We start from the raw sequence: 20,799 nt of genomic DNA, 5'->3' as shown, positions 1-20,799 counted from the left end.
ATGGCAGAACCATTCCCGCAGAGCAAAGCGCAAATTGCCCCAGCGCTTGCACCGGGCGCGATCCTTTAAGGACATTGCGTTCAGCGGAAAAGTTCAGGCGTGCAATAGCAATCGCAGACACCGACAACAACAATCTAGCATAGTATTGATATAATGCAAAAGATTTAGCGTCTCAAACGTAACGAAATTTCTTTGATTGGCTGCGCACCCCAAAACCGGCGACGTGGATTCTGGATGAGATAGGCGGAAAACGAGAAGCTTTAACTTCCAGCCGTTACCATGGCGCTATCAAGCAGCGCATTGGCTGTCTTCATGCGTTGTTCTGCGGCAAGGCGAAACTCTTGTGGCAACCGGTCAGGGTGATTTTGCGCAGCGAACAGGCGGCGCAGACGTTGAAGTTCTGCCCGTTTCATCTCAGGCCGCAGATTGAGTTCCTTGCTAATGGATGCTTGCGACTGGATTTCCATTCGCTTTGCCAGGTCACACATTTCGCGTTCAAGCTTGTCCCGATCATTATCAACGTCTTGAAGATCAAATTGAGGAACAATACTTTCTGTCGTGTAAGACCCGTTTGAAACAGGATTGAACCCGGCAGAAAACACTGCAGACGCGAGATTAACAGTTGGTCGCAGTAACTGATCATCGCTGTCGCGATCCGCTTCAACTTCTTTCAACACGGTTGCAAAATCGGGGAAGCTTTGACGCATCAGACGCCTTGAGCCATGTTGGGTGTAAGTGCTGAGGCCAACGCTCTTGTCAGCACGTAAGGTGGAACAGGTTTCTGGAAAACGGGCATTTCCGGATAGCGAGCCGCGAGATGCGCAGGCAATCCACCGCCTGTGTGAATGACTACGAAGATGTTCCGGCTTTTCAGCCTGTCAAGAATGGGTTCCAGATCGCCATCAGCCAAGTTGACGTCGAGAATAGCTGCGTCGACATCCTGTTTACTTATAATATCTATGGCCTGCCTTACGGTACCCACGGGACCGACAACCGTTCCGTTGGCATCTTCTACAGTGGCGGCCACGTCGAGGGCGACGAAAATTTCGTCCTCTACGACCAGTACTCGCCTATGTTCAAGATTATCCATCTTCTTTCCAGTGTCGCTTTCGATCTAATCTTTCGTGAAGCCCATTTGGGCGGGCTATCACAGAGTCAATGCGCAAGGACACAGGGAGGTTCCCTGAGTGATCAGGATAATAGACTAATGGTGAATCAAATCTTTACTGCTCGGCTATTTACAACCTCGAGACGCGTGTATCGGATTCGGCCAAGTCAAACGTGCTCTAAAACGCGGTAAATGTGAGGGTGGTCAGCGAACGCACGATGTTTGGAATGTTCAGCACGTTTTCATTGATGAACTTGCCGATATCGTCACCTTCAGCGACATAGATTTTGGCGAGAAGGTCATATTCGCCGCTCGTCGAATAGAGTTCCGAAACGATCTCACGCTGAAAGAGCGTGTCCGCAACTTCATAAGTCTTGCCAGGCGTGCATTGCAGTTGCAGGAAAACGGGCTTCATATCTCTTCCTTTCGCGGCAAATTGCCGTTTGACCGCTTATTCAATGCCTAGTGGTCATACAGCTAGAGTGCCGATTGCGTTTGCAGGTTTCAAGCACGGGCGGATACTTGAAATCAAGAGCGTTTCATCGGAACAGTCTGCGTTTCGATGGCCATTCTAATTTACTGAATTGTGTTTTTAATGAAGGAAGGCGATAAGACTCTCCAACAGTTGAAATAAGATAATAATTAAATGCTCTATGTACTGCCAGCCGTTCTGCTCCTGTTTTCACTGGCCTTCGTCATTGTCTGGGCTGCAGATCAACTGCGTCGCTATCTTTTGTGGTGCGCGTTGTGCTTTCTCTGCATTGGCTTGGCCATGCTTGCTCAGCTTGTCGATATACCCGCTGATGATGGTCAGAACACGATGTTGACGGCCACAGTCTACGTGCTTGGTGCTTTGGCAGGCGGGCATGGGATTCTACGCCGATCAGGCCTCAGTTTGCCGCTCTGGTTCTGCGCTGCAAGTCTTACGCTCATCCTGGGTGGCGTTATCTATTTTCTGTATCCCCATCCAAGCCTGCTTGGCCGGGTGTATGTTCTCAATCTCGGGCTTGCATGTGTGATTCTGGGTATTGTCTGGTATCTGCGCGGCCTCGTTCATGGTTCTCCTGCTGACAAGCTCATACTGGGCATGCTGGTTCTGGTGGCGGTGCAATTTTTTCCACGCACACTGCTGACTGCGCATTCCATTGTCAGTGAAGATACGCCGGTCGATTTTGCCTTCACGCCTTTCTGGCAATGGACAGTTTTTTCGACAGCCGTTGCAGCGGTCATTGCTGGTCTGGTGTTGTTTGCAGCAGCAAGTGCTGATCGATTCAATGAGCTGGTTAATGAGCGCGATAGCGATCCCCTCACAGGGCTTCTCAACCGACGTGGGCTGGAAACGCGCATGTTGGCTATGGGGCGCAGCAATGTTTCGGGTTGGGTTGTGGCCTGTGACATCGATTACTTCAAAACGATCAACGATGTTTATGGTCACGCAACGGGCGACGTTGTGTTGAAAGAGTTTGCCGATGTTCTCCAGTCGCATTTAGGGAGCGGTGATTTGACGGCACGTACCGGCGGCGAGGAGTTTATTCTTTATCTCAATGACATGCCGTCAGATGCCGCATTCGCCTTGGTCGAGAAGATACGGGAAAGCGTCAAGGCACGCGAATTTTCGCGTCTCTCAAGTGGCGCAAACGTTACATGCAGCTTTGGTGTTGTCAGGCTTCGAAACCAGGATGACCTCTGGCAAGTTGTGGAACGTGCCGACAAGGTACTTTATGCTGCTAAAGAAGCGGGCCGTGATCGCACCTTGTTTGAAGAGAATGTTTCCTGACAGCGCGGGGCGATCTTGTGGGGATGAAGGCCGATAAAATTGCCGTGATGGTCGACAAGCTGACGCAAAGAGTGTGTTATTAAAGAATTTCCAACAAAAGTGCGAAGCGGTTTTGTGTCGAATAATGCAAAAAAATAGATAGAGCAGTTCTAACGATTCAATCTCAACTGGATGCTCTAACCTCTTTCTTAAATCTCTTGCGAAGCGAGTTGCCCGAAATCTCATGAAATTTTTATCTGCTCTGATCCCGAATTCATTCGTCGCTCGCCTTTTGTCGTTCATTACTATGTCGGTCGTCGTTTCTGTGAGTGCGCCGTCCATGGCTATGACAGCGCTCGAAAAGGCTCAGCTTGAAAAGCTCGATCCTGCAACGCGTCTTGAACAGCGCTGCGATGTCGAGGCGATGGAGCGGATCAGCCGGGACGAGAGAAAGTTTTCGGTCGACAAGGTTCTGGCTTATGCTTTTTCTGATCCAGTAGCGGGAAAGAACAGCATTCAGGCTGAAGGTGCTGCGTTTCGCAGCCGCGAGCATTGGTATAAGCTCGCTTTCGTTTGCAAGACGGATGACGAGCACATCAACGTCGTATCATTCGACTATGATATTGGTGATGAAGTTCCGCAGGATCAGTGGGACAAGCACTATCTCGTCCCCTGATCATTGGAGCGGTTTCGTTAAAACTGAACCGTTCGAAACGCTCTGATTATTTATTTTTACGCATTTCCGAACGCAAAACCGGTTCCCGCTTTTACCGGAAATGCTTTATTGTTCACTATCGTCAGCGCGACAGGACGAGAGAATTGTCGCCTCTTTGGCTGAATCGTCGGCTTCGAGGTGGCTTAAGATAGCTTTGCCGTCTTTTTCAGCCCAGCGATAGCTGTCTTGCTCATCCATGGCGACATATTTTTTGAGAGCGTCGTGCCATTGCAGCGCGACCATCTTGCCTTCAGCGTCGAGGACCGCGAAAGCTGGTTCCTCGCCTGCATGAATGTAGGTGACCGGCACGACAACGCCGCGTTCGCAGACGTAGTCGATGCGAATAATGGAATCCCGGCTGATTGATTGCGCCAGAACCGGGCTTGCCGTGAGAACTGTCATGACGGTTGCGATACCTGTATTGTATAGGCCTTTTTGCATAACGACTTCTCCTTCGCCCGACCTGTTATCTGGCCTGTCGGTGCTATCCTCACGCCTTAGAGCGCGTTTCGATCTGATTGGATCAGATCGGTGCTCTAATTATCTGTTTTAACGCGCATCTTTGTCCGAAAACCGTTTCACACTTTTCGGGATGCGCCTTAATATGGCAATAGTTGTCTTTGCAAATATCAAACTCTGTTCGCCGCAAGCAGTTTGGCAATGCGTAGCAGAAAAAAGTCTTAAAATTTCAATTTTGTACGGGAACCTAATCCATCTTTATCCGTTTTAGCTCTGCTGGTCGTTAGATCGGCCGGGACCCGGACTAAATTTGCCCCCGCAATCCCAATCCGGGTCCCACCTTTTCCGGGGAACTGCCAATTTTAGAACCGGCATCTCTTCTATCTTAACATTGATAATTCTTACCTTCCTTCCAGGTATTGGAGGAGGGAGGTAGAAATTTATTCCTCACAATCCATTAGGATTGCTCATAATTTCCGAACTGCTTTCAAATAAGAGAAACCTTGTGGCATCCTGTGAGCTCAGACCTCTGATACTGTTTGATGAATGAAACGCGGAGAGGTGGCCCTGAACATGTCGAACAACATATCGAGATTCTCATTAACGCTTGCAGCTTTTGTGGCAACGGCGTCACTGGCAGGAACTATTCAGGCAAGCCATGCCGATCAGACGTTGCTGAATGTGTCCTATGATCCGACGCGTGAGCTGTACAAGGATTACAACGCGGCCTTTGCCAAACACTGGAAGGATCAGACAGGCGAAAATCTGACCATCCGCGTTTCCCATGGTGGATCGGGCAAACAGGCACGCTCGGTCATTGACGGCGTTAAGGCTGATGTCGTGACGCTTGCTCTGGAAAGCGATATCGACGCGATTGTCGAACATTCCGGGAAAATCGACAAGGATTGGCGCAAACGTCTTCCGGACAATTCCTCCCCCTATACCTCCACGATCGTTTTCCTCGTTCGCAAGGGCAATCCCAAGGCCATCAAGGATTGGGGTGATCTGGTAAAGGACGGTGTCGAGGTCATTACCCCCAATCCGAAAACCTCGGGCGGTGCACGCTGGAATTATCTGGCGGCTTGGGCGTGGGCTTATAAGGAGTATGGCGGCGATGAAGCTAAGATAAAGGATTATATCGGCGAATTGTTCCGCCACGTGCCTGTGCTTGATACCGGTGCACGCGGTTCGACAACGACCTTTGTGCAGCGCCAGCTTGGCGATGTGTTGTTGGCTTGGGAAAACGAGGCCTATCTTTCGATCGCTGAATTCGGTGAAGATGCTTTTGACATCGTGGTTCCACCGCAATCCATCCTCGCAGAACCACCAGTGGCGCTGGTCGACAAGAATGCCGATGAAAATGGCACCCGCAAAGTTGCCGAGGCCTATCTCGAATATCTCTATTCGCCGGAAGGTCAGGCGCTTGCATCCAAGCATTTCTACCGTCCATCCAAGCCGGACGTCGTACCTGCTGACCAGAAGCGCGAGTTTCCACAATTGCAGCTCGTGACGATCGATGATCCAATCTTTGGCGGATGGGCCAAGGCGCAGCCTTATCACTTTGGCGATGGTGGAACATTCGACCAGATATACAAGCCCGCAAAATAATCCGGCTGGTGGTTTAATTTCGACCCACTAGGACGCAGTCACACGCAAGATCAATAAAAGGGAACAAATATTGATGTCTTCGCGCCCTGCACCGGTCAGAGCAGGGTGGCATTTCAGAAAACCGAGTGTCATTCCGGGTTTCGGACTGACACTCGGTTTTAGTGTCGCCTACTTGACCCTTCTTATTCTTATTCCGCTTGCGGCTCTCGTGCTGCGCTCAACCGATGTCGGCCTGTCGGGGTTTTGGCGTATCGTCACTGACGAACGCACCATAAAAGCGCTTGAAACGAGCTTTGGCACAGCCTTCATTGCAGCACTTGTCAATGTTGTGTTTGGCGTGATCTTGGCCTGGGTATTGGTGCGCTATCGCTTTCCGGGGCGTCGGTTCATTGACGCAATCGTCGATATTCCGTTTGCACTTCCAACGGCTGTTGCCGGTATCGCACTGGCCTCGATCTATGCGCCCAATGGCTGGATCGGCAGCTTGTTGGCTCCGTTTAATATTCGGATCGCTTTCTCGCGTGCTGGCATCGTCGTCGCACTCATCTTCATCGGCTTGCCATTCGTGGTGCGCACTGTGCAGCCCATTATGGAAGAAATCAGCCGCGAAGTTGAGGAAGCTGCAGCAACACTTGGCGCATCGCGTTTCCAGACAATCTGGCGGGTGCTTCTGCCAAGTCTGCAACCTGCTATTCTCACAGGCTTTGCACTGGCTTTCGCACGCGGAGTTGGCGAATATGGCTCGGTTATCTTCATTGCGGGTAACACACCTTATGTATCGGAAATCGCGCCCTTACTGATCGTCATCAGGCTTGAAGAATATGACTATGCCGGTGCAACCGCACTTGCGACCGTGATGCTGGCACTTTCCTTTGCCATGTTGCTGTTTATCAATCTGATCCAGTCCTGGACGAGAAAGAAGTATGGCCATGGCGAATGACATGACAACTTCGATGCGCAGCGCTGTGACGGAAAGCCTGCCGACGCGGCTCCTTTTGATTGGTATAGCGCTGGTGTTTCTGGCGCTCTTCCTCATTCTTCCGGTAATCGCAGTTTTTGTCGAAGCCTTTCGTAAGGGAACGGAAGAGTATCTTACAGCACTTGTTGAGCCGGACGCCTGGGCAGCGATCAGGTTGACCTTGTTGGTTGCGGCAATATCCGTGCCCGTCAATCTGGTATTTGGTGTCGCCGCTGCATGGGCAATTGCCAAGTTCGAGTTCAAAGGCAAAGCCGTTCTGACAACCTTGATTGACCTGCCATTTTCGATATCGCCGGTTATTTCCGGTCTTGTTTTTGTGTTGCTGTTCGCAAGCCATGGACTGCTTGGACCATGGCTATCGAGCCATAATATCCAGATACTCTTTGCGGTGCCCGGTATTGTGTTGGCAACGCTCTTTGTGACATTCCCATTTGTGGCGCGTGAACTCATTCCGCTCATGCAGGAACAGGGAAGCGGTGATGAAGAAGCTGCAATTTCGTTGGGGGCAAATGGCTGGCAGACCTTCCGTTATGTGACTTTGCCCAACATAAAATGGGGGCTTCTCTACGGAGTTTTGCTCTGTAATGCGCGGGCGATGGGCGAGTTTGGCGCGGTTTCCGTGGTGTCGGGCCATATCCGTGGTCTTACCAATACGATGCCGCTGCACGTCGAAATCCTCTATAATGAGTATAATTTCGTTGCAGCCTTTGCTGTCGCTTCACTGCTGGCGCTCCTTGCTCTCGTGACCTTGGCACTAAAAGCATTTCTGGAGCTGCGTTATGGTGATGAACTGGCTGGTAGTAACGGGCATTAACAACTAACTTACAGACGATAATAAACCGCTCAGGCTTTGTTTTAGCAATTGGCGGTAGGGGAAAGGATTTGGAATGGAAGTTCGTGTCGCCGGTGTGCGTAAAGAGTTTGCTCGCTTTCCGGCATTGCATAATGTGTCGCTGGACATCCGTTCGAGCGAATTGATTGCGTTGCTTGGACCGTCGGGCTCAGGCAAGACAACTTTGCTGCGCCTGATTGCTGGGCTGGAAAAACCAACCGAAGGTGCCATTTATTTTGGTGAAGAGGATGCTTCGCACAAGAGTGTGCAGGAGCGGAACGTCGGTTTCGTGTTCCAGCATTATGCGCTGTTTCGCCATATGACGGTTGCCGAGAATATCGGTTTTGGCCTGAAGGTTCGCCCGAGCAGCACACGTCCTGCCACTGTCGAGATTAAACGCCGCGCGCTTGAATTACTCGATCTTGTGCAGCTGAAAGGGCTTGAAAACCGTTACCCATCACAGCTTTCTGGTGGCCAGCGCCAGCGCGTGGCTCTTGCGCGCGCTATGGCTATCGAGCCCAAAGTCCTACTTCTCGATGAACCATTTGGAGCGCTTGATGCGCAGGTTCGCAAGGAACTGCGCCGTTGGCTCCGTGAGATCCACGACAAAACTGGCCATACAACGGTGTTCGTTACCCACGATCAGGATGAAGCGCTTGAACTCGCAGATCGAGTGGTGGTGATGAGCCAGGGTCGTATTGAGCAGATTGGTACACCTGACGAGGTTTATGATACGCCCAATTCGCCTTTCGTTTACGGCTTCATTGGTGAATCCAGCACTCTGCCCGTGCGTATCGAGAAAGGCGAACTCTGGCTGGCTGACCGTAACATTGGTCTGACGGTCGATGGTGCCACCGACGGTGAAGCGCAGTTATTTTTCCGTCCGCACGATGTCGAGTTGCTTGACGGTTGTGGCGGCTGCATTGCCGGTACGGTAGTTGCGAGCCGCAGGTCTGGCGGCAAACGCCGTGTAGAGCTTGAAATCGGTGGTGCGCGTGAGCGCGTTGAGATCGAGATACCGGCCGAGCATCCGGCTTCGGAAAAAAGCCGCATCGCTTTTCGTCCTCGCTATTGGCGCGTTTTCGGAAATGATGATGCACCCAATGCAATTGAAACCCCTCCGGTTTTAACCGAAGCTCAGGCCTAAAATCGGCTGATCGATGCAGGACCGTATCAATGTGACATCCGCGTTTTTTAATAGATGCGGATGTCTTTTATCTTTTAAGGGCCAAGCGCGCCCCCAAGGCATTTTCGCAATCTATTACGCAGAGTAGTATTATTCTTATTTTCAGTATGTTAGGGTTGCAAAAGGCGCATATTTTATAACGCAACATTAATGTTCGGAAAGAATTGTGCGTTGCGATTTAAACGGTTTGAATATCAGCACAACCCGTCGTCGCATTTTGGCCAAATCATATCGACATTCAGGGAACCGAATACGGATACTGTCGTTCCCCTGAGATGAAAATTCTAAGTGCATTCAGTATCCACCCGCCGCATTTAACTTATTCCCTTCGGAAAGGCTGTTAAGGCACATGCCGGAATTGTCTTCTTCGCCGTCTAATTCGTCCATTGCCGATCGCAAGACTTCGGATCAGATTCCGCCCGAACAACCCTCTCCGATACGGGCTCTTTACAAAAGCGAGGATGAGCTGCGCGAACTCGCGGCCTCCGTTGCACGTGGCGAAGAGCTGGATTTGCCCGGCTATCAGGCTTTTGAATTCGATCAACGCCTGTCTGAAAATGGCAAGCTGATTCTGCACGCCTATCGCTCGTCCGATGCTGCTTCCCGCGCTGGCGAAACGATTACGCCAGCTGCACAGTGGCTCCTCGATAATCATTATCAGATCGATAAGACCGTTCAGCAGACACGCCGCGATCTGCCGCGCAAATTCATTCGCCAGCTGCCGCCCTATGCGGCCCGCGTTGAGAAATATCAGGACATGCCGCGTATTTTCGCGCTTGCATGGCTTTATGTTGCCCATACTGACAGCAATTTCTCGCTCAAGTCGCTGACCGCACTTGTTCAGGGCTTTCAGACTGTCGAGCCGCTTAAGATTGGTGAGCTGTGGGCGCTGCCGTCGGCTGTGCGTTATTTCCTCATTGAGAATGCGCGTCGTCTGGCGCTGCGCGTTGATCGCGCGCGCAACATGCGCAACCTCGCCAATACGGCTGCAGATCGCATTGTTGTTGCTGCGAATGGCGATGAGCTCGACACGGTTCTGGCGCAATATGCGCATGCCGCCCGCGACAGCACATTTGCTACGCATCTGCTCTATCGTCTGCGCAGCGCTTCGACCGATACATCGGCCGCAGCAAGCTGGCTAGAGCGTATTCTCGAGCAGGAAGGCAGCAATCCCGAAGACGCCATCGTTGAAGAACATGCCCGCCAGTCCACTGGCGGCGTCACGATGGGCAATGTCATTCGAAGCCTCAAAACCATCGATGATATCGATTGGGAAACCTGGTTTGAAACCGTCAACGAGGTCGATGCGATTCTGCGCGATCACAGCGATTTCGAACTTCTGGATTTCCGTTCGCGCAACGCGTACCGCGTGACGATTGAAAAGCTTGCCCGCTTTTCGAACATGAGTGAAATCGACATCACCTGGGCCGCCCTCAAGCTTGCTGAAGACAGCAAGTCTGCCGGACCCGCCGATACCAACGGCACAGAAGGCAAGGGCTCAATCGCCCATTATCTTTCGGGTGAAGGTCGCTCCGAGCTTGAAAAGGTATGCGGCTACAAGGCACCATTCGGCGTCAAAGTCCTGCGCTTCTATCGCAATCTGGGTCTGTTGGGCTTCTTCATACCAACGGCCATTTTCACGATTCTGATCCTGCTGACGGTCAATTATTGCATGAGCCGGGCCGGGCTTTCGACCGATTTGCGCACTTTGTTCACGTTGCTCGCGATCTTCCCGGCAATGGACGCGTCATATTCGCTCTTCAATGCGCTGGTACCGTGGTTTGTGCAGCCGACGCGCCTGATCGGCTTTGAATACAAGGAAGGCCTGCCTGTTGAGGCACGCACGCTTGTTGCCGTGCCGACGCTTATCAATTCGCGCGATTCCATCGATGAGCAGATCCGCAATCTTGAAGTCCATTATCTGACCAATCCGCGCGGCGAGATTTATTTCGCGCTCGTTAGCGACTGGGTGGATGCCAAGCAGGAAATCACGCCTGCCGATATGGAAATCTATGAATATGCGCGTGATGAAATAGCCAAGCTCAACGAGCATTATACCGGTGGCGAGCAGCCGCGTTTCTTCCTGCTTCACCGTCGTCGTCTGTTCAATGAAAAGCAGAGCTGCTGGATGGGCTGGGAGCGCAAGCGCGGCAAGCTACACGAGCTGAACCTGCTGCTTCGCGGCGATCAGGATACGAGCTATTTCCCACCGGATGAGCGCCTGCCGAAAGACGTCAAATTCGTCATGACGCTGGACGCTGATACGCGGCTTACGCCCGAATCGGTCACCAATCTTGTTGGCAAGCTCAGCCATCCATTGAACCGTCCGGTTTTCGATGAGAAAACCGGCAAGGTTGTTCGTGGTTATGGCATTTTGCAGCCACGTGTGACGCCTTCGCTGACAACAGGCGACGAAGCTTCATTCCTGCAGCGCGTTTTCTCGGTCAATCGCGGCATCGATCCTTATGTCTTTGCCGTTTCCGATTCCTATCAGGATCTTTTGGGTGAGGGCACCTTCACCGGTAAGGGTCTTTACGATATCGACGCCTTCGAAATTGCGATGAAAGATCGCGTTCCAGAGAACACGCTTCTTAGCCACGATCTGCTTGAAGGTGGCTATGCGCGCGCGGCGCTGGTCAGCGATGTCGAAGTTGTTGAAGATTATCCGACCGGCTATAACGTCGATGTGTCGCGCCATCACCGCTGGGCGCGTGGCGACTGGCAGCTTCTGCCGTGGTTGTTTTCGACAGGCCGTGGTGTCAGCGCGATCACGCGCTGGAAGATGGTGGATAATCTACGTCGCTCGCTCAATCCGATCCTGTGGCTGGTTGCGGCAATTGTCGGCTGGAGCGTGCTGCCAATCGGACCGGCGGCTGTCTGGCAGGGCTTCCTGATCATCAGCATGTTTGTGGCGCCGACCTTTGGCATCGTCACCAATCTTATTCCGTCAAATATGGACTATTCGCTCAAAGGCCATGCGCAGTCGGTTCTGACCGATATTGCATTGGGCACAGCGGATGTGGCGCTTCGCACCACCTTTATTGCACATTCCGCGTTCCTGATGGCTGATGCGATTGCGCGTACGATTTATCGCCTCTTTGTGTCGCGTCGCAATCTTCTCGAATGGCGTACAGCGGCACAGGCAAAGTCCGCCCCCGACACACTTCTGTTCTATTTCCAGATGATGTGGCCAGCCATTGTCATTGCGGGCATTGCGATTTTCATGCCGCTGGCTGCTCAAAGCCATGCTGCAATGATTGCGGCACCTTTTGCAGTCATCTGGTTTGCATCACCGCTCATTGCCTGGCTCGTCAGCCGTTCTGCCAAGCCGCAGGACACGCTGGAAGTGCTCTCGTCCGACAAATCGGCTCTGCGCCGGTATGCGCGCCGTACCTGGCGCTATTTCGCCGAGTTCACGAATGAGGAAAACAACCATCTTCCGCCCGATAACTTCCAGGAAGATCCAGCTCCGATCGTTGCGCAACGTACGTCGCCAACCAATATCGGCGTGTATTTTCTCTCGGTGATTGCGGCGCGTGACTTTGGCTGGATCGGCTTTACCGAGACGCTCGATCGCGTCGCAGCAACCGTCAACACGCTTGAGAAGATGGAGAAATATCAGGGCCATCTCTATAACTGGTATGAGACCAATACGCTGACGCCGATGCGTCCGCTCTACGTCTCTGCCGTGGATAGTGGCAACCTCGCTGGACATCTTGTGACACTCTCGTCGGCGCTGGAAGAATGGGCAGAAGCACCATCGGTTTATCTCCAGGCAGATCTCGACGGTATTCTCGACGTCAACGACGTGCTTGAAGAAACGATCGCGCGTATCCCGGATGATCGCCGTATCCTGCGGCCATTGCGCCGCCGTTTGGAAGAACGGATCGCCAATTTCCGTCGTGCAGTGCGTACCATCAAGGAAGAGCCGGAAACCGCATCCTTCCGCACTATCAATCTCTCGCTCTTTGCGACCGATATTGTGCGCCTGATGGAAGAGCTCGACAGCGAGATCGAAACACCTGCAAGTGCGGAAGCGCGCGAATGGGCTTACATTCTCGTTGAAACCTGCAAGGCCCACACCGACGATTCTATGGGCGAGCACAACACCGATGAGCTGCGTGAGCGACTGCGGGATCTTGCTTCACGTTCGCGCCAGCTGGCCTTTGACATGCAGTTCGGTTTCCTTGAGCGCAAGGAACGTCGTCTTCTGTCGATCGGTTTCCGTGTGCAGGAAAACGAACTTGACGAAAGCTGCTACGATCTTCTGGCGTCAGAAGCTCGTCTTGCGAGTTTGTTTGCCATTGCCAAGGGCGACGTGCCTGTTGAACATTGGTTCAAGCTTGGCCGTCTTCTGGTTCCAGTGGGTTGGAAGGGCGCTCTGCTCTCCTGGTCCGGCTCGATGTTCGAGTATCTGATGCCGCCGCTGGTCATGTCGGAGCCGCTCGGTTCGCTGCTAGATCAGACCAACAAACTCGTTGTGCAGCGTCAGATCGACTACGCGACCTCGCGCGGTCTGCCTTGGGGCATTTCGGAAGCGGCATTCAATGCGCGAGACGCGCATATGAATTACCAATATTCGAACTTTGGTGTGCCGAACCTCGGTCTTCAGCGAGGCCTGTCGCGTAATGCGGTTATCGCGCCTTATGCAAGCTTGCTGGCTTCTCAGTACCAGCCTGCCGCAGCCGTCGCCAACCTGAAGCGTCTGGAAAAACTCGGTGCACTCGGCCGTTATGGTTTCCACGATTCCGTGGACTTCACCCCGTCGCGCGTTCGCGAAGGTGAAACCTGTGCAGTGGTGAAAAACTATTATGCCCACCACCATGGCATGTCGATTATTGCGGTCAACAACGTGATCTTCGAAGGCCGTATGCGTGAACGCTTCCATTCCGATCCGGTGATCGAAGCAGCCGAACTGCTATTGCAGGAAAAGGCACCACGCGAAATTCCGATGATCTATGCGAAGACGGAAAATCCGATGCGTGTGGATTCGGGCGGCTTCGACGATGCGCCGATGCGTATTATCGATGTGCCGTTCAAGGCTCCGCGCACAACGCATATGATGTCGAATGGCCAGTATGCGCTGATGGTGACGGCGAATGGCTCCGGCTACAGCCGTTGGCATAATTGGGACATCACTCGTTTCCATGCCGATGCGTCGGAAGACTTGCAGGGCACGTTCTTGTTCCTGCGCGATATGGAAAGCGGATACTGGTGGTCGGCGACCGGAGAGCCGGTATGCAACCCAGAGGAAGAAACCAAGACTGTCTTCACCGAAGACAAGGCGGAATTCTACAAGACTGCCGGTGACATCAAAACGGTTATGGAAGTGATCGTTTCGTCAGAATCTGATGGTGAAGGCCGCAGGCTTGATATCATCAACACCAGTGCGCGGGATCGTGTGATTGAAGTCACGTCCTATTCCGAACTGGTGCTGACCGATAGCGACAGCGATGCAGCACATCCGGCGTTTGCCAAGATGTTTGTCGAAACCGAAATCGCTGACAATGGCTCGACCATCTATGCGAAACGCCGCAAGCGTGCGCCGTCCGATCCGGACATTCATGTTGCGCATTTCGTAACCGATTTGTCGGGCTCCATCCGTGAAACCGAAGTCGAAGCCGACCGTCGTGCATTTATCGGTCGCGGGCGTTCGTTGCGTGATGCCGCAGCCTTTGACGACGGTGCGACATTCACCGGAAGCCAGGGCTGTGTGCTTGATCCGATTGCATCGGTACGCACCCGCGTTCGCGTTCCGGCACATAAGAAGGTTAGCCTTGTTTTCTGGACCTTTGCGGGTGGAAGCCGTGATGCGGTTGAACATGCGGTCGCGATGCATCGTCATCCGGAAACCTTTGCTCGCGAATATTCGCTGTCATGGACGAGTTCACAGGTTCAGCTCTACCATATCGGCATCAAACCGGCGGAAGCTGCCGACTATCAAAAGGTTGCAGCCTATCTGCTTTACCCGGAACGCACTTTGCGTCAGCCGCCTGAAACGATTGCAAGCGGCCTTGGCAAGCAGTCCGATCTCTGGCCGATGTCGATCTCGGGCGATTATCCGATCTTTGCTCTTCGCATCGACAATGAAGCGGATCTTGATGTGTTGCGTGGCGTGCTGCGCGCGCAGGAATATTGGCGTAGCAAGGGCCTGACGGTCGATGTCGTTGCGGTCAACGAGCGCGCATTCTCCTATGCGCAGGATACGCAACGCGCCATCGACTGGATCGTTGAAGGCTTCCGCGCGCGTGGTGGCGGTCAACCGCATATCTTTGCGGTTCGTCGCGATCAGATGAGTGAAGAAAGCTACAACACGCTTCTCGCTTCAGCCCGCATCGTCATGCATGCGCAGAATGGTTCGCTTGCCGAACAGTTGCGTCGCAGCGAGGAAATCACGGTAGATCTGGCCGCAAGAAGCGACGCAAAAACACCTGCAATTGCCCAGCAGGGCTTGGGTGCCGCAGGGCTTGCACCTGTTGCGCTTGAGCGCGGCACGGAAGAGCGCCGTCTGGTTGCTAAGCCAAAATCAGTCACACGTCCGGCTCCAACCGGCGATGATCTCCAGTTCTGGAACGGTTATGGCGGATTTGCTGAGGATGGCAGCTACGTTGTGCGGATCAACAACCGAACAACCACGCCGCATCCATGGATCAACGTTATCGCCAATCCGGATTTCGGGTTCCATGTTTCGGCGGAAGGTTCAGCCTTCACCTGGGCTGGCAACAGCCGCGATTATCAGCTTACCCCGTGGGCAAATGATCCGGTCACCAATCGTCCGGGTGAGGCGATCTATATTCTTGATCGTGAAACCGGACGCAGCTTTGCCCCGACAGCCAATGTACTGCGCGACGAAGCTGTCACCTATGAAGCCCGCCATAGCCATGGCTACACCACCTTCTCGGCACAGCACGGCGAACTGGCACTGGAGCTGACCCATATCGTTGACGCCGAAAAGCCGGTTCGACTTTCGCGTCTGACGATTACCAATAAGGGGCGGTCGAAGCGCAAGCTGCGTGCCTATGGTTATGTCGAATGGGTGCTGGGCAACGCCCGCGCCAAGAATGTGCCGTTCATCGTGCCATCGCAGGATGAAGAGCTCGGTGCGCTCTTTGCAGGCAATCCATATCATCCGGACAAGTCCGGCCAAGTGGCGTTCTTTGCGGCAACGGAAAAGCCGCAATCAGTCACGGCCGACCGTGGCGAGTTCATCGGTTCGACAGGATCGGTTGACAAGCCGGAGGTGGTTCTAGCTGGTAAGGCCCTTTCGGGAACGGTTGAAGCAGGACGCGATCCATGTGCAGCGCTTGCGCTCGATATTGAAGTCGGTCCGGGCGAAAGCCGTGAAGTGGTCTTCCTGCTCGGTAATGCTGCCGATCAGCAGCAGGCAAAGGTGCTTGTCGCAGAAAGCCGCAATGCATCCTTCGATGACAAGCTCACTGCTGCGGCCAAGCATTGGGAAGGGCTGTTCAGCCGCGTTCAGGTCAAGACGCCTGATCCGGCCTTTGACCTGCTGATCAATGGCTGGCTGCCATATCAGGCGATTGCTTGCCGTATCTGGGCGCGTGCGGCCTTCTATCAGGCCAGTGGCGCGTTTGGTTTCCGCGACCAGTTGCAGGATACGCTGTCGCTGCTGCTCATCGATCCGTCATTGGCTCGTGCGCAGATTCTCAATGCGGCCTCGCGTCAGTTCCCTGAAGGCGATGTGCAGCATTGGTGGCTTCCAGCAACGGGTGCCGGTGTGCGTACGCTGATCTCTGACGATGTAGTCTGGCTTGGCTACGGCACATCGCTCTATGTGGAAACGACGGGTGATCGCGCGATTCTCGACGAGAAGCTGCCATTCCTTGAAGGCCGCAAGCTCGAAGAGGGCGAACATGATGCGTTCTACGAGCCGCAAATCTCGAAGAACACTGAAAGCCTATATGAGCATTGTGCGCTGGCACTCGATCTTGCGATTGAACGCACCGGCAAGCACGGTCTGCCGCTGATCCTTGGTGGCGACTGGAATGACGGCATGAATCTTGTCGGCGTAAAGGGCGAAGGCGAAAGTGTGTGGCTTGGCTGGTTCCTTGCCTATACATTGCGCCAGTTCATCCCGATTGCTGAATCTCGCAAGGATGCAAAGCGGGCAACCGCATGGGCTGTGCATCTTGAAAGTCTGACAAAGGCGCTTGATCGCGATGGCTGGGATGGCGAGTGGTATCGCCGTGGCTTCTTCGACAATGGCTCTCCGCTTGGCTCAAAAGACAGCGACGAATGCCAAATTGATGCCATCGCGCAATCATGGAGCGTGTTGTCGGGTGTTGCCGATCCAAAGCGTGCCGAACAGGCAATGGCTTCGCTCGAAAAGCATCTGCTTGACGATCAGGGCGAGTTGCTGCGTCTCTTCACGCCGCCTTTCGACAAGACGGTGCAGGAACCAGGCTACATTAAGGGCTATCCGCCCGGCGTTCGCGAGAATGGCGGTCAGTACACGCATGGTGCAACATGGGCCATTCTGGCACTGGCTCGCATGGGCAAAGCCGCAGAAGCGTGGCGTCTGTTCTCGCTCATCAGTCCGGTCAACCATGGACGCAATCCGGACGTCTATCGCGTCGAGCCATATGTGATCGCAGCTGACATCTATTCGGTCGAGCCGCGTCGCGGACAGGGTGGCTGGACCTGGTACACAGGTTCTGCTGGCTGGTTCTACCGCGTGGCAACGGAAGGTATTCTCGGTGTCACAAAGCGTGGCGATCGCCTGCATTTCGACCCGGCATTGCCACCTGAATGGGACGGCTATGAAGCTGATCTGCGCTTCGGCGACGCGACCTATCACGTGAAGGTGGTAACAGGTGCCAAGTCAAAGGCGATCAAGCTCAATGGCCGTAAAATCACCAAGCCCGATGAAGGGGTTGCGATCAAGCTCGATGGTGAACATGAGATCATTGTAGAGCTTCCCAAATCTGAATGAAGCATTTAGAAAGGCGGGTGAAAACCCGCCTTTCTTTTTGCTGCAAATCATCTGGGTGGTTGCAGCACATGCTCATGCAATGGAGGCCGTCATGGCCAAAACCGATATCGCACGGCGCGTCTTTAATCACGCATGGAAGCTTGATCCGATTGTTCGCAGCCTTCTGGACACGGATTTCTACAAACTTCTGATGTTGCAGATGATCTGGGGGCTTTACCCCAAGGTGGATGCGACCTTTGCGCTCATCAACCGCACAACCTCGGTGCGTCTTGCCGATGAGATCGATGAAGGCGAGTTGCGCGCGCAACTCGATCATGCACGCACGCTGCGTTTTACCAAAAAAGAGATGATCTGGCTGGCGGGTAACAGCTTCTACGGACGCAAGCAGATTTTCCAACCGGAGTTTCTTAATTGGCTGCATGATTTCCAGCTGCCAGAATATGATCTGCGCCGCAAAGACGGTCAGTATGAGCTGCATTTCCATGGGCCATGGTCGCACACGACCATGTGGGAGATCCCAGCGCTTGCGATCATTAATGAGCTTCGCTCGCGCGCCGCGATGAAAAACCTCGGGCCTTTTTCGCTAGATGTGCTTTATGCCCGCGCCAAGGCCAAGATGTGGAGCAAGGTTGAGCGGCTTCGCGAATTGCCGGACCTGAAAATTTCAGATTTCGGCACGCGTCGCCGTCACTCATTCCTGTGGCAGCGCTGGTGCGTCGAGGCCTTGAAGGAAGGTATCGGCGGCGCATTTACCGGAACCAGCAATGTGCTTCTGGCGATGGATAACGATCTTGAAGCGCTCGGCACCAATGCGCATGAACTCCCGATGGTGCTGGCAGCGCTTGCCAATACGGATGATGAGCTACGCACAGCACCCTATCGGGTACTACAGGACTGGAACCGCTATTATGGCGGCAATCTTCTGATTGTGCTGCCCGATGCTTTCGGCACGGCTGCTTTCTTGCGTAATGCGCCGGACTGGGTTGCCGATTGGACTGGCTTCCGCCCCGACAGCGCCCCACCAATCGAAGGCGGCGAACGCATTATCGAATGGTGGAAGTCTCGCGGCAAAGACCCACGCGAAAAACTGCTGATTTTCTCGGATGCGCTGGATGTGGATACGATTGAGGAAACCTATCGCCATTTTGAAGGCCGGGTCCGCATGAGCTTTGGTTGGGGCACAAATCTCACCAATGATTTCGCCGGTTGCGCGCCAACCACCATTCATGGCCTCAAAGCCATATCGCTGGTCTGTAAGGTAATCGATGCCAATGGACGCCCGGCGGTCAAACTTTCCGACAATCCGCAGAAAGCGACAGGCGATCCCAAGGAAGTCGAACGCTATCTCAAGTTTTTCGGTAATGAAGAGCGCGTCGAGCAACTCGTCAAGGTTTGACGATAAGTATGTCCGGAGAACTGTGAATTGATTTTCGAATAAGATTCGCACCACGGAATAGTTGAGACGCTTCGACCTTAATCATTTGGATCGAAGCGTACTCTTATCTTTATTCCATCAATCGGGCTGTGCCGGAAAGACGAATAGAGTCGCCACGCACATGGCCAATTTCTGCACGCAGATGAGATGGCACACCCATATCTTCGCCCTGAAACACTTCAATAGATCCGCCATGCGGCCAGCCCAAGTCGCGTAAATAGGCGGCGAAAGCTGCAGTGGATGCGCCGGTCGCCGGGTCTTCATAGACCCCGCCCGAGGCAAAGGGATTGCGGCTGTGAAAGCGCTGCGGCGTTTCTGAATGCACCAGAAGGATCGTTGTCCAGCCTTGCCGCTTCATCAGGACCCGCCCGCGCGGAAGATCATAATGCATGGCCGCAAGTTTCTCGCGTGAGCGCAATGCCAACACAATATGATCTGCGCCCGCATGGATAAGTGCCGGCGGAATGCCCGGTGCCAGATCATCTTTTTCATAATTGAACAGCGCTAGCGCCTGCTCAATCTCGATTTCAGATGCGGCGCGGTTGCGCGTCCCGGGTGATTGCAAGCTCGCAGAAAACAGATCGCCTTCCTTGCGGCCCTCCACGCTGATGTCGGAATTGTTGAGCTTTAATGCAAAACGCCCGTCACCTTCGCGCATGGCAAGTGCTGCACCGAGCGCAATTGTGGCATGGCCGCAGAACGGAACTTCCATTTCGGGCGCAAAATAGCGCACACGCCAGCTGTCTCCTTCCGGCATGGCAAAAGCCGTTTCCGAAAAGCCAACATCCTTGGCGATTTTCTGCATTTCCTCGGCTGAGGGGAGTTTTTCAGAAATCAGTACACCGGCGGGGTTACCGCCCTGATTGCCTTGCGAGAAGGCTGCTATGCGCAAGACGTCCAATGATTTGTCCTTCGCCAATTTTCGATTCTCTCCCGCCCTTCTTCTATAGAAAGCGCGAAATGCGTCGGGTCAAGGGTAATGCAGATCGATGGTACTTTGTGCCCGGTTATCGACGCGCTGATACGATCAGAAGCATTGGGCGCTCGACCTCATCGCGCAAGGCGGGCATTGCTTCGATTTGAGCAGGTGTAGGCCGCCATTCCTCAAGACTGTTGATGTCAAATCCTGCTTCAAGCAAAGCATTGACGGTCGTGCTCAGGCGACGGTGGTATTTAATGACACCATCTGCCAGCCAGTTGGTGCGTCTTTCGCCCTCAATCGCATAATGATCAACTGGCCAATGCTTGTTTTGGTCTTCATCCACGATCCAACCGGGCATTAGCGGTGCCATGAAAATCGGATGTTCTATTGTGAAGATGAAATGGGAACCGGGACGAAGCGCCTGATGGATCGTGTTGAGCAGTCGGGAAAAGTCGCGGATATAGTGAAAGGCCAGCGAGCTATAGGCCAGATCGAATCGAGCTTCTGGTAGTTCTAATGTTTCCATATCTGCCTGCACATACCGGATCGCATCGTCTTGCGTGTCGTGCTGCGCGCGTTCAAGCATGTTCTCCGACAGATCGTACCCAGTGACGGAAGCCGCGCCCTGTTCGCGGGCAAAGCGAGAAAACCATCCAAAGCCGCAGCCCAGATCCGCAACGTCGTTGCCGGATAAATCAGGCAGCAGCGAGCGAATATAAGGCCACTCAGGCGCACCATCCAATCCGTAGACTGAGCGTGGCAGTTGGCTATAGGCGTTGAAAAAATCGGCGCGGTCGTAAATATTCTGAGCCATTGTCTGCTTTCCTGTTACTGAAAAGCAGAATT

At 53.5% G+C, this 20,799-nt stretch carries 14 protein-coding genes; 8 read left to right on the top strand and 6 right to left on the bottom strand.

All coding sequences use genetic code 11. The features are described from left to right. Positions 1 to 260 precede the first annotated feature (260 nt). The 3 genes from QBD00_RS04535 to QBD00_RS04525 form a co-directional block, all read right to left on the bottom strand. Positions 261 to 707, bottom strand: coding sequence for a hypothetical protein (locus QBD00_RS04535; RefSeq protein ID WP_095445867.1), 447 nt, complete (start codon positions 705 to 707; stop codon positions 261 to 263). Further along, entirely contained in the window at positions 707 to 1,090 is a 384-nt protein-coding gene (locus QBD00_RS04530) for a response regulator (protein ID WP_318578760.1), read from the bottom strand. The genes QBD00_RS04535 and QBD00_RS04530 overlap by 1 nt, the downstream gene beginning before the upstream one ends. Before the next feature lie 196 nt (positions 1,091 to 1,286). Next, positions 1,287 to 1,523 carry an Lrp/AsnC ligand binding domain-containing protein gene (locus tag QBD00_RS04525; protein ID WP_024898218.1) on the bottom strand — a complete coding sequence of 79 codons (237 nt, stop codon included), beginning with the start codon at positions 1,521 to 1,523 and terminating at the stop codon, positions 1,287 to 1,289. 231 nt (positions 1,524 to 1,754) lie between these two features. Here QBD00_RS04525 and QBD00_RS04520 point away from each other — a divergent pair, with 231 nt between their 5' ends. Continuing rightward, positions 1,755 to 2,885 carry a GGDEF domain-containing protein gene (locus QBD00_RS04520; RefSeq protein WP_318578759.1) on the top strand — a complete coding sequence of 377 codons (1,131 nt, stop codon included), beginning with the start codon at positions 1,755 to 1,757 and terminating at the stop codon, positions 2,883 to 2,885. A 223-nt stretch (positions 2,886 to 3,108) separates the two neighbouring features. After that, the gene (locus tag QBD00_RS04515) at positions 3,109 to 3,540 is read left to right on the top strand and encodes a DUF930 domain-containing protein (protein WP_318578758.1); all 432 of its coding nucleotides are present in this window, start codon (positions 3,109 to 3,111) and stop codon (positions 3,538 to 3,540) included. 105 nt (positions 3,541 to 3,645) lie between these two features. Here QBD00_RS04515 and QBD00_RS04510 read toward each other — a convergent pair whose 3' ends face one another. Then, positions 3,646 to 4,020: a lysozyme inhibitor gene (locus tag QBD00_RS04510; RefSeq protein WP_280523392.1), complete on the bottom strand. Its 375-nt coding sequence runs from the start codon at positions 4,018 to 4,020 to the stop codon at positions 3,646 to 3,648. A gap of 591 nt (positions 4,021 to 4,611) precedes the next feature. On the opposite strand from QBD00_RS04510, the gene QBD00_RS04505 reads away from it, so the two are divergent. The 6 genes from QBD00_RS04505 (at position 4,612) to pncB (ending at position 18,992) form a co-directional block, all read left to right on the top strand. Continuing rightward, a complete protein-coding gene (locus tag QBD00_RS04505) occupies positions 4,612 to 5,646 on the top strand; it encodes a sulfate ABC transporter substrate-binding protein (RefSeq protein ID WP_095445871.1) in 1,035 nt (344 codons plus the stop codon). Positions 5,647 to 5,719: 73 nt separating this feature from the next. Beyond that, on the top strand, positions 5,720 to 6,586 hold the full coding sequence (cysT, locus tag QBD00_RS04500; RefSeq protein ID WP_095445872.1) for a sulfate ABC transporter permease subunit CysT: 867 nt from the start codon (positions 5,720 to 5,722) through the stop codon (positions 6,584 to 6,586). Next, positions 6,576 to 7,439 carry a sulfate ABC transporter permease subunit CysW gene (gene cysW / locus QBD00_RS04495; RefSeq protein WP_318578757.1) on the top strand — a complete coding sequence of 288 codons (864 nt, stop codon included), beginning with the start codon at positions 6,576 to 6,578 and terminating at the stop codon, positions 7,437 to 7,439. The genes cysT and cysW overlap by 11 nt, the downstream gene beginning before the upstream one ends. 73 nt (positions 7,440 to 7,512) lie before the next feature. Further along, entirely contained in the window at positions 7,513 to 8,604 is a 1,092-nt protein-coding gene (locus QBD00_RS04490; RefSeq protein ID WP_318578756.1) for a sulfate/molybdate ABC transporter ATP-binding protein, read from the top strand. Positions 8,605 to 8,992: 388 nt separating this feature from the next. Continuing rightward, positions 8,993 to 17,596 (top strand): GH36-type glycosyl hydrolase domain-containing protein, encoded by an 8,604-nt coding sequence (locus tag QBD00_RS04485; protein ID WP_318578755.1) that lies wholly within the window; start codon positions 8,993 to 8,995, stop codon positions 17,594 to 17,596. A 91-nt stretch (positions 17,597 to 17,687) separates the two neighbouring features. After that, positions 17,688 to 18,992 carry a nicotinate phosphoribosyltransferase gene (pncB, locus tag QBD00_RS04480; RefSeq protein ID WP_095447825.1) on the top strand — a complete coding sequence of 435 codons (1,305 nt, stop codon included), beginning with the start codon at positions 17,688 to 17,690 and terminating at the stop codon, positions 18,990 to 18,992. A 109-nt stretch (positions 18,993 to 19,101) separates the two neighbouring features. Here pncB and QBD00_RS04475 read toward each other — a convergent pair whose 3' ends face one another. Together QBD00_RS04475 and QBD00_RS04470 are read right to left on the bottom strand one after the other, a co-directional pair. After that, positions 19,102 to 19,932, bottom strand: a complete 831-nt coding sequence (locus QBD00_RS04475; RefSeq protein ID WP_151095646.1) for a PhzF family phenazine biosynthesis protein — start codon at positions 19,930 to 19,932, stop codon at positions 19,102 to 19,104. 106 nt (positions 19,933 to 20,038) lie between these two features. Beyond that, positions 20,039 to 20,767 (bottom strand): class I SAM-dependent methyltransferase, encoded by a 729-nt coding sequence (locus QBD00_RS04470; RefSeq protein WP_264230528.1) that lies wholly within the window; start codon positions 20,765 to 20,767, stop codon positions 20,039 to 20,041. Positions 20,768 to 20,799: the final 32 nt, after the last annotated feature.

Origin of the sequence: Ochrobactrum sp. AN78 (genome assembly GCF_029909885.1) — a bacterium.
Lineage (GTDB): Bacteria > Pseudomonadota > Alphaproteobacteria > Rhizobiales > Rhizobiaceae > Brucella > Brucella quorumnocens.
Note: the sequence above shows the minus strand (reverse complement) of the source record. Positions and strands in the feature narration are given on the sequence as shown.

Bases quoted from the DNA above. Each gene is read 5' to 3' on its own strand.
- QBD00_RS04535 (WP_095445867.1), bottom strand. From the start codon at position 707: ATGCGTCAAAGCTTCCCCGATTTTGCAACCGTGTTGAAAGAAGTTGAA.
- QBD00_RS04530 (WP_318578760.1), bottom strand. From the start codon at position 1,090: ATGGATAATCTTGAACATAGGCGAGTACTGGTCGTAGAGGACGAAATT.
- QBD00_RS04525 (WP_024898218.1), bottom strand. From the start codon at position 1,523: ATGAAGCCCGTTTTCCTGCAACTGCAATGCACGCCTGGCAAGACTTAT.
- QBD00_RS04520 (WP_318578759.1), top strand. From the start codon at position 1,755: ATGCTCTATGTACTGCCAGCCGTTCTGCTCCTGTTTTCACTGGCCTTC.
- QBD00_RS04515 (WP_318578758.1), top strand. From the start codon at position 3,109: ATGAAATTTTTATCTGCTCTGATCCCGAATTCATTCGTCGCTCGCCTT.
- QBD00_RS04510 (WP_280523392.1), bottom strand. From the start codon at position 4,020: ATGCAAAAAGGCCTATACAATACAGGTATCGCAACCGTCATGACAGTT.
- QBD00_RS04505 (WP_095445871.1), top strand. From the start codon at position 4,612: ATGTCGAACAACATATCGAGATTCTCATTAACGCTTGCAGCTTTTGTG.
- cysT (WP_095445872.1), top strand. From the start codon at position 5,720: ATGTCTTCGCGCCCTGCACCGGTCAGAGCAGGGTGGCATTTCAGAAAA.
- cysW (WP_318578757.1), top strand. From the start codon at position 6,576: ATGGCGAATGACATGACAACTTCGATGCGCAGCGCTGTGACGGAAAGC.
- QBD00_RS04490 (WP_318578756.1), top strand. From the start codon at position 7,513: ATGGAAGTTCGTGTCGCCGGTGTGCGTAAAGAGTTTGCTCGCTTTCCG.
- QBD00_RS04485 (WP_318578755.1), top strand. From the start codon at position 8,993: ATGCCGGAATTGTCTTCTTCGCCGTCTAATTCGTCCATTGCCGATCGC.
- pncB (WP_095447825.1), top strand. From the start codon at position 17,688: ATGGCCAAAACCGATATCGCACGGCGCGTCTTTAATCACGCATGGAAG.
- QBD00_RS04470 (WP_264230528.1), bottom strand. From the start codon at position 20,767: ATGGCTCAGAATATTTACGACCGCGCCGATTTTTTCAACGCCTATAGC.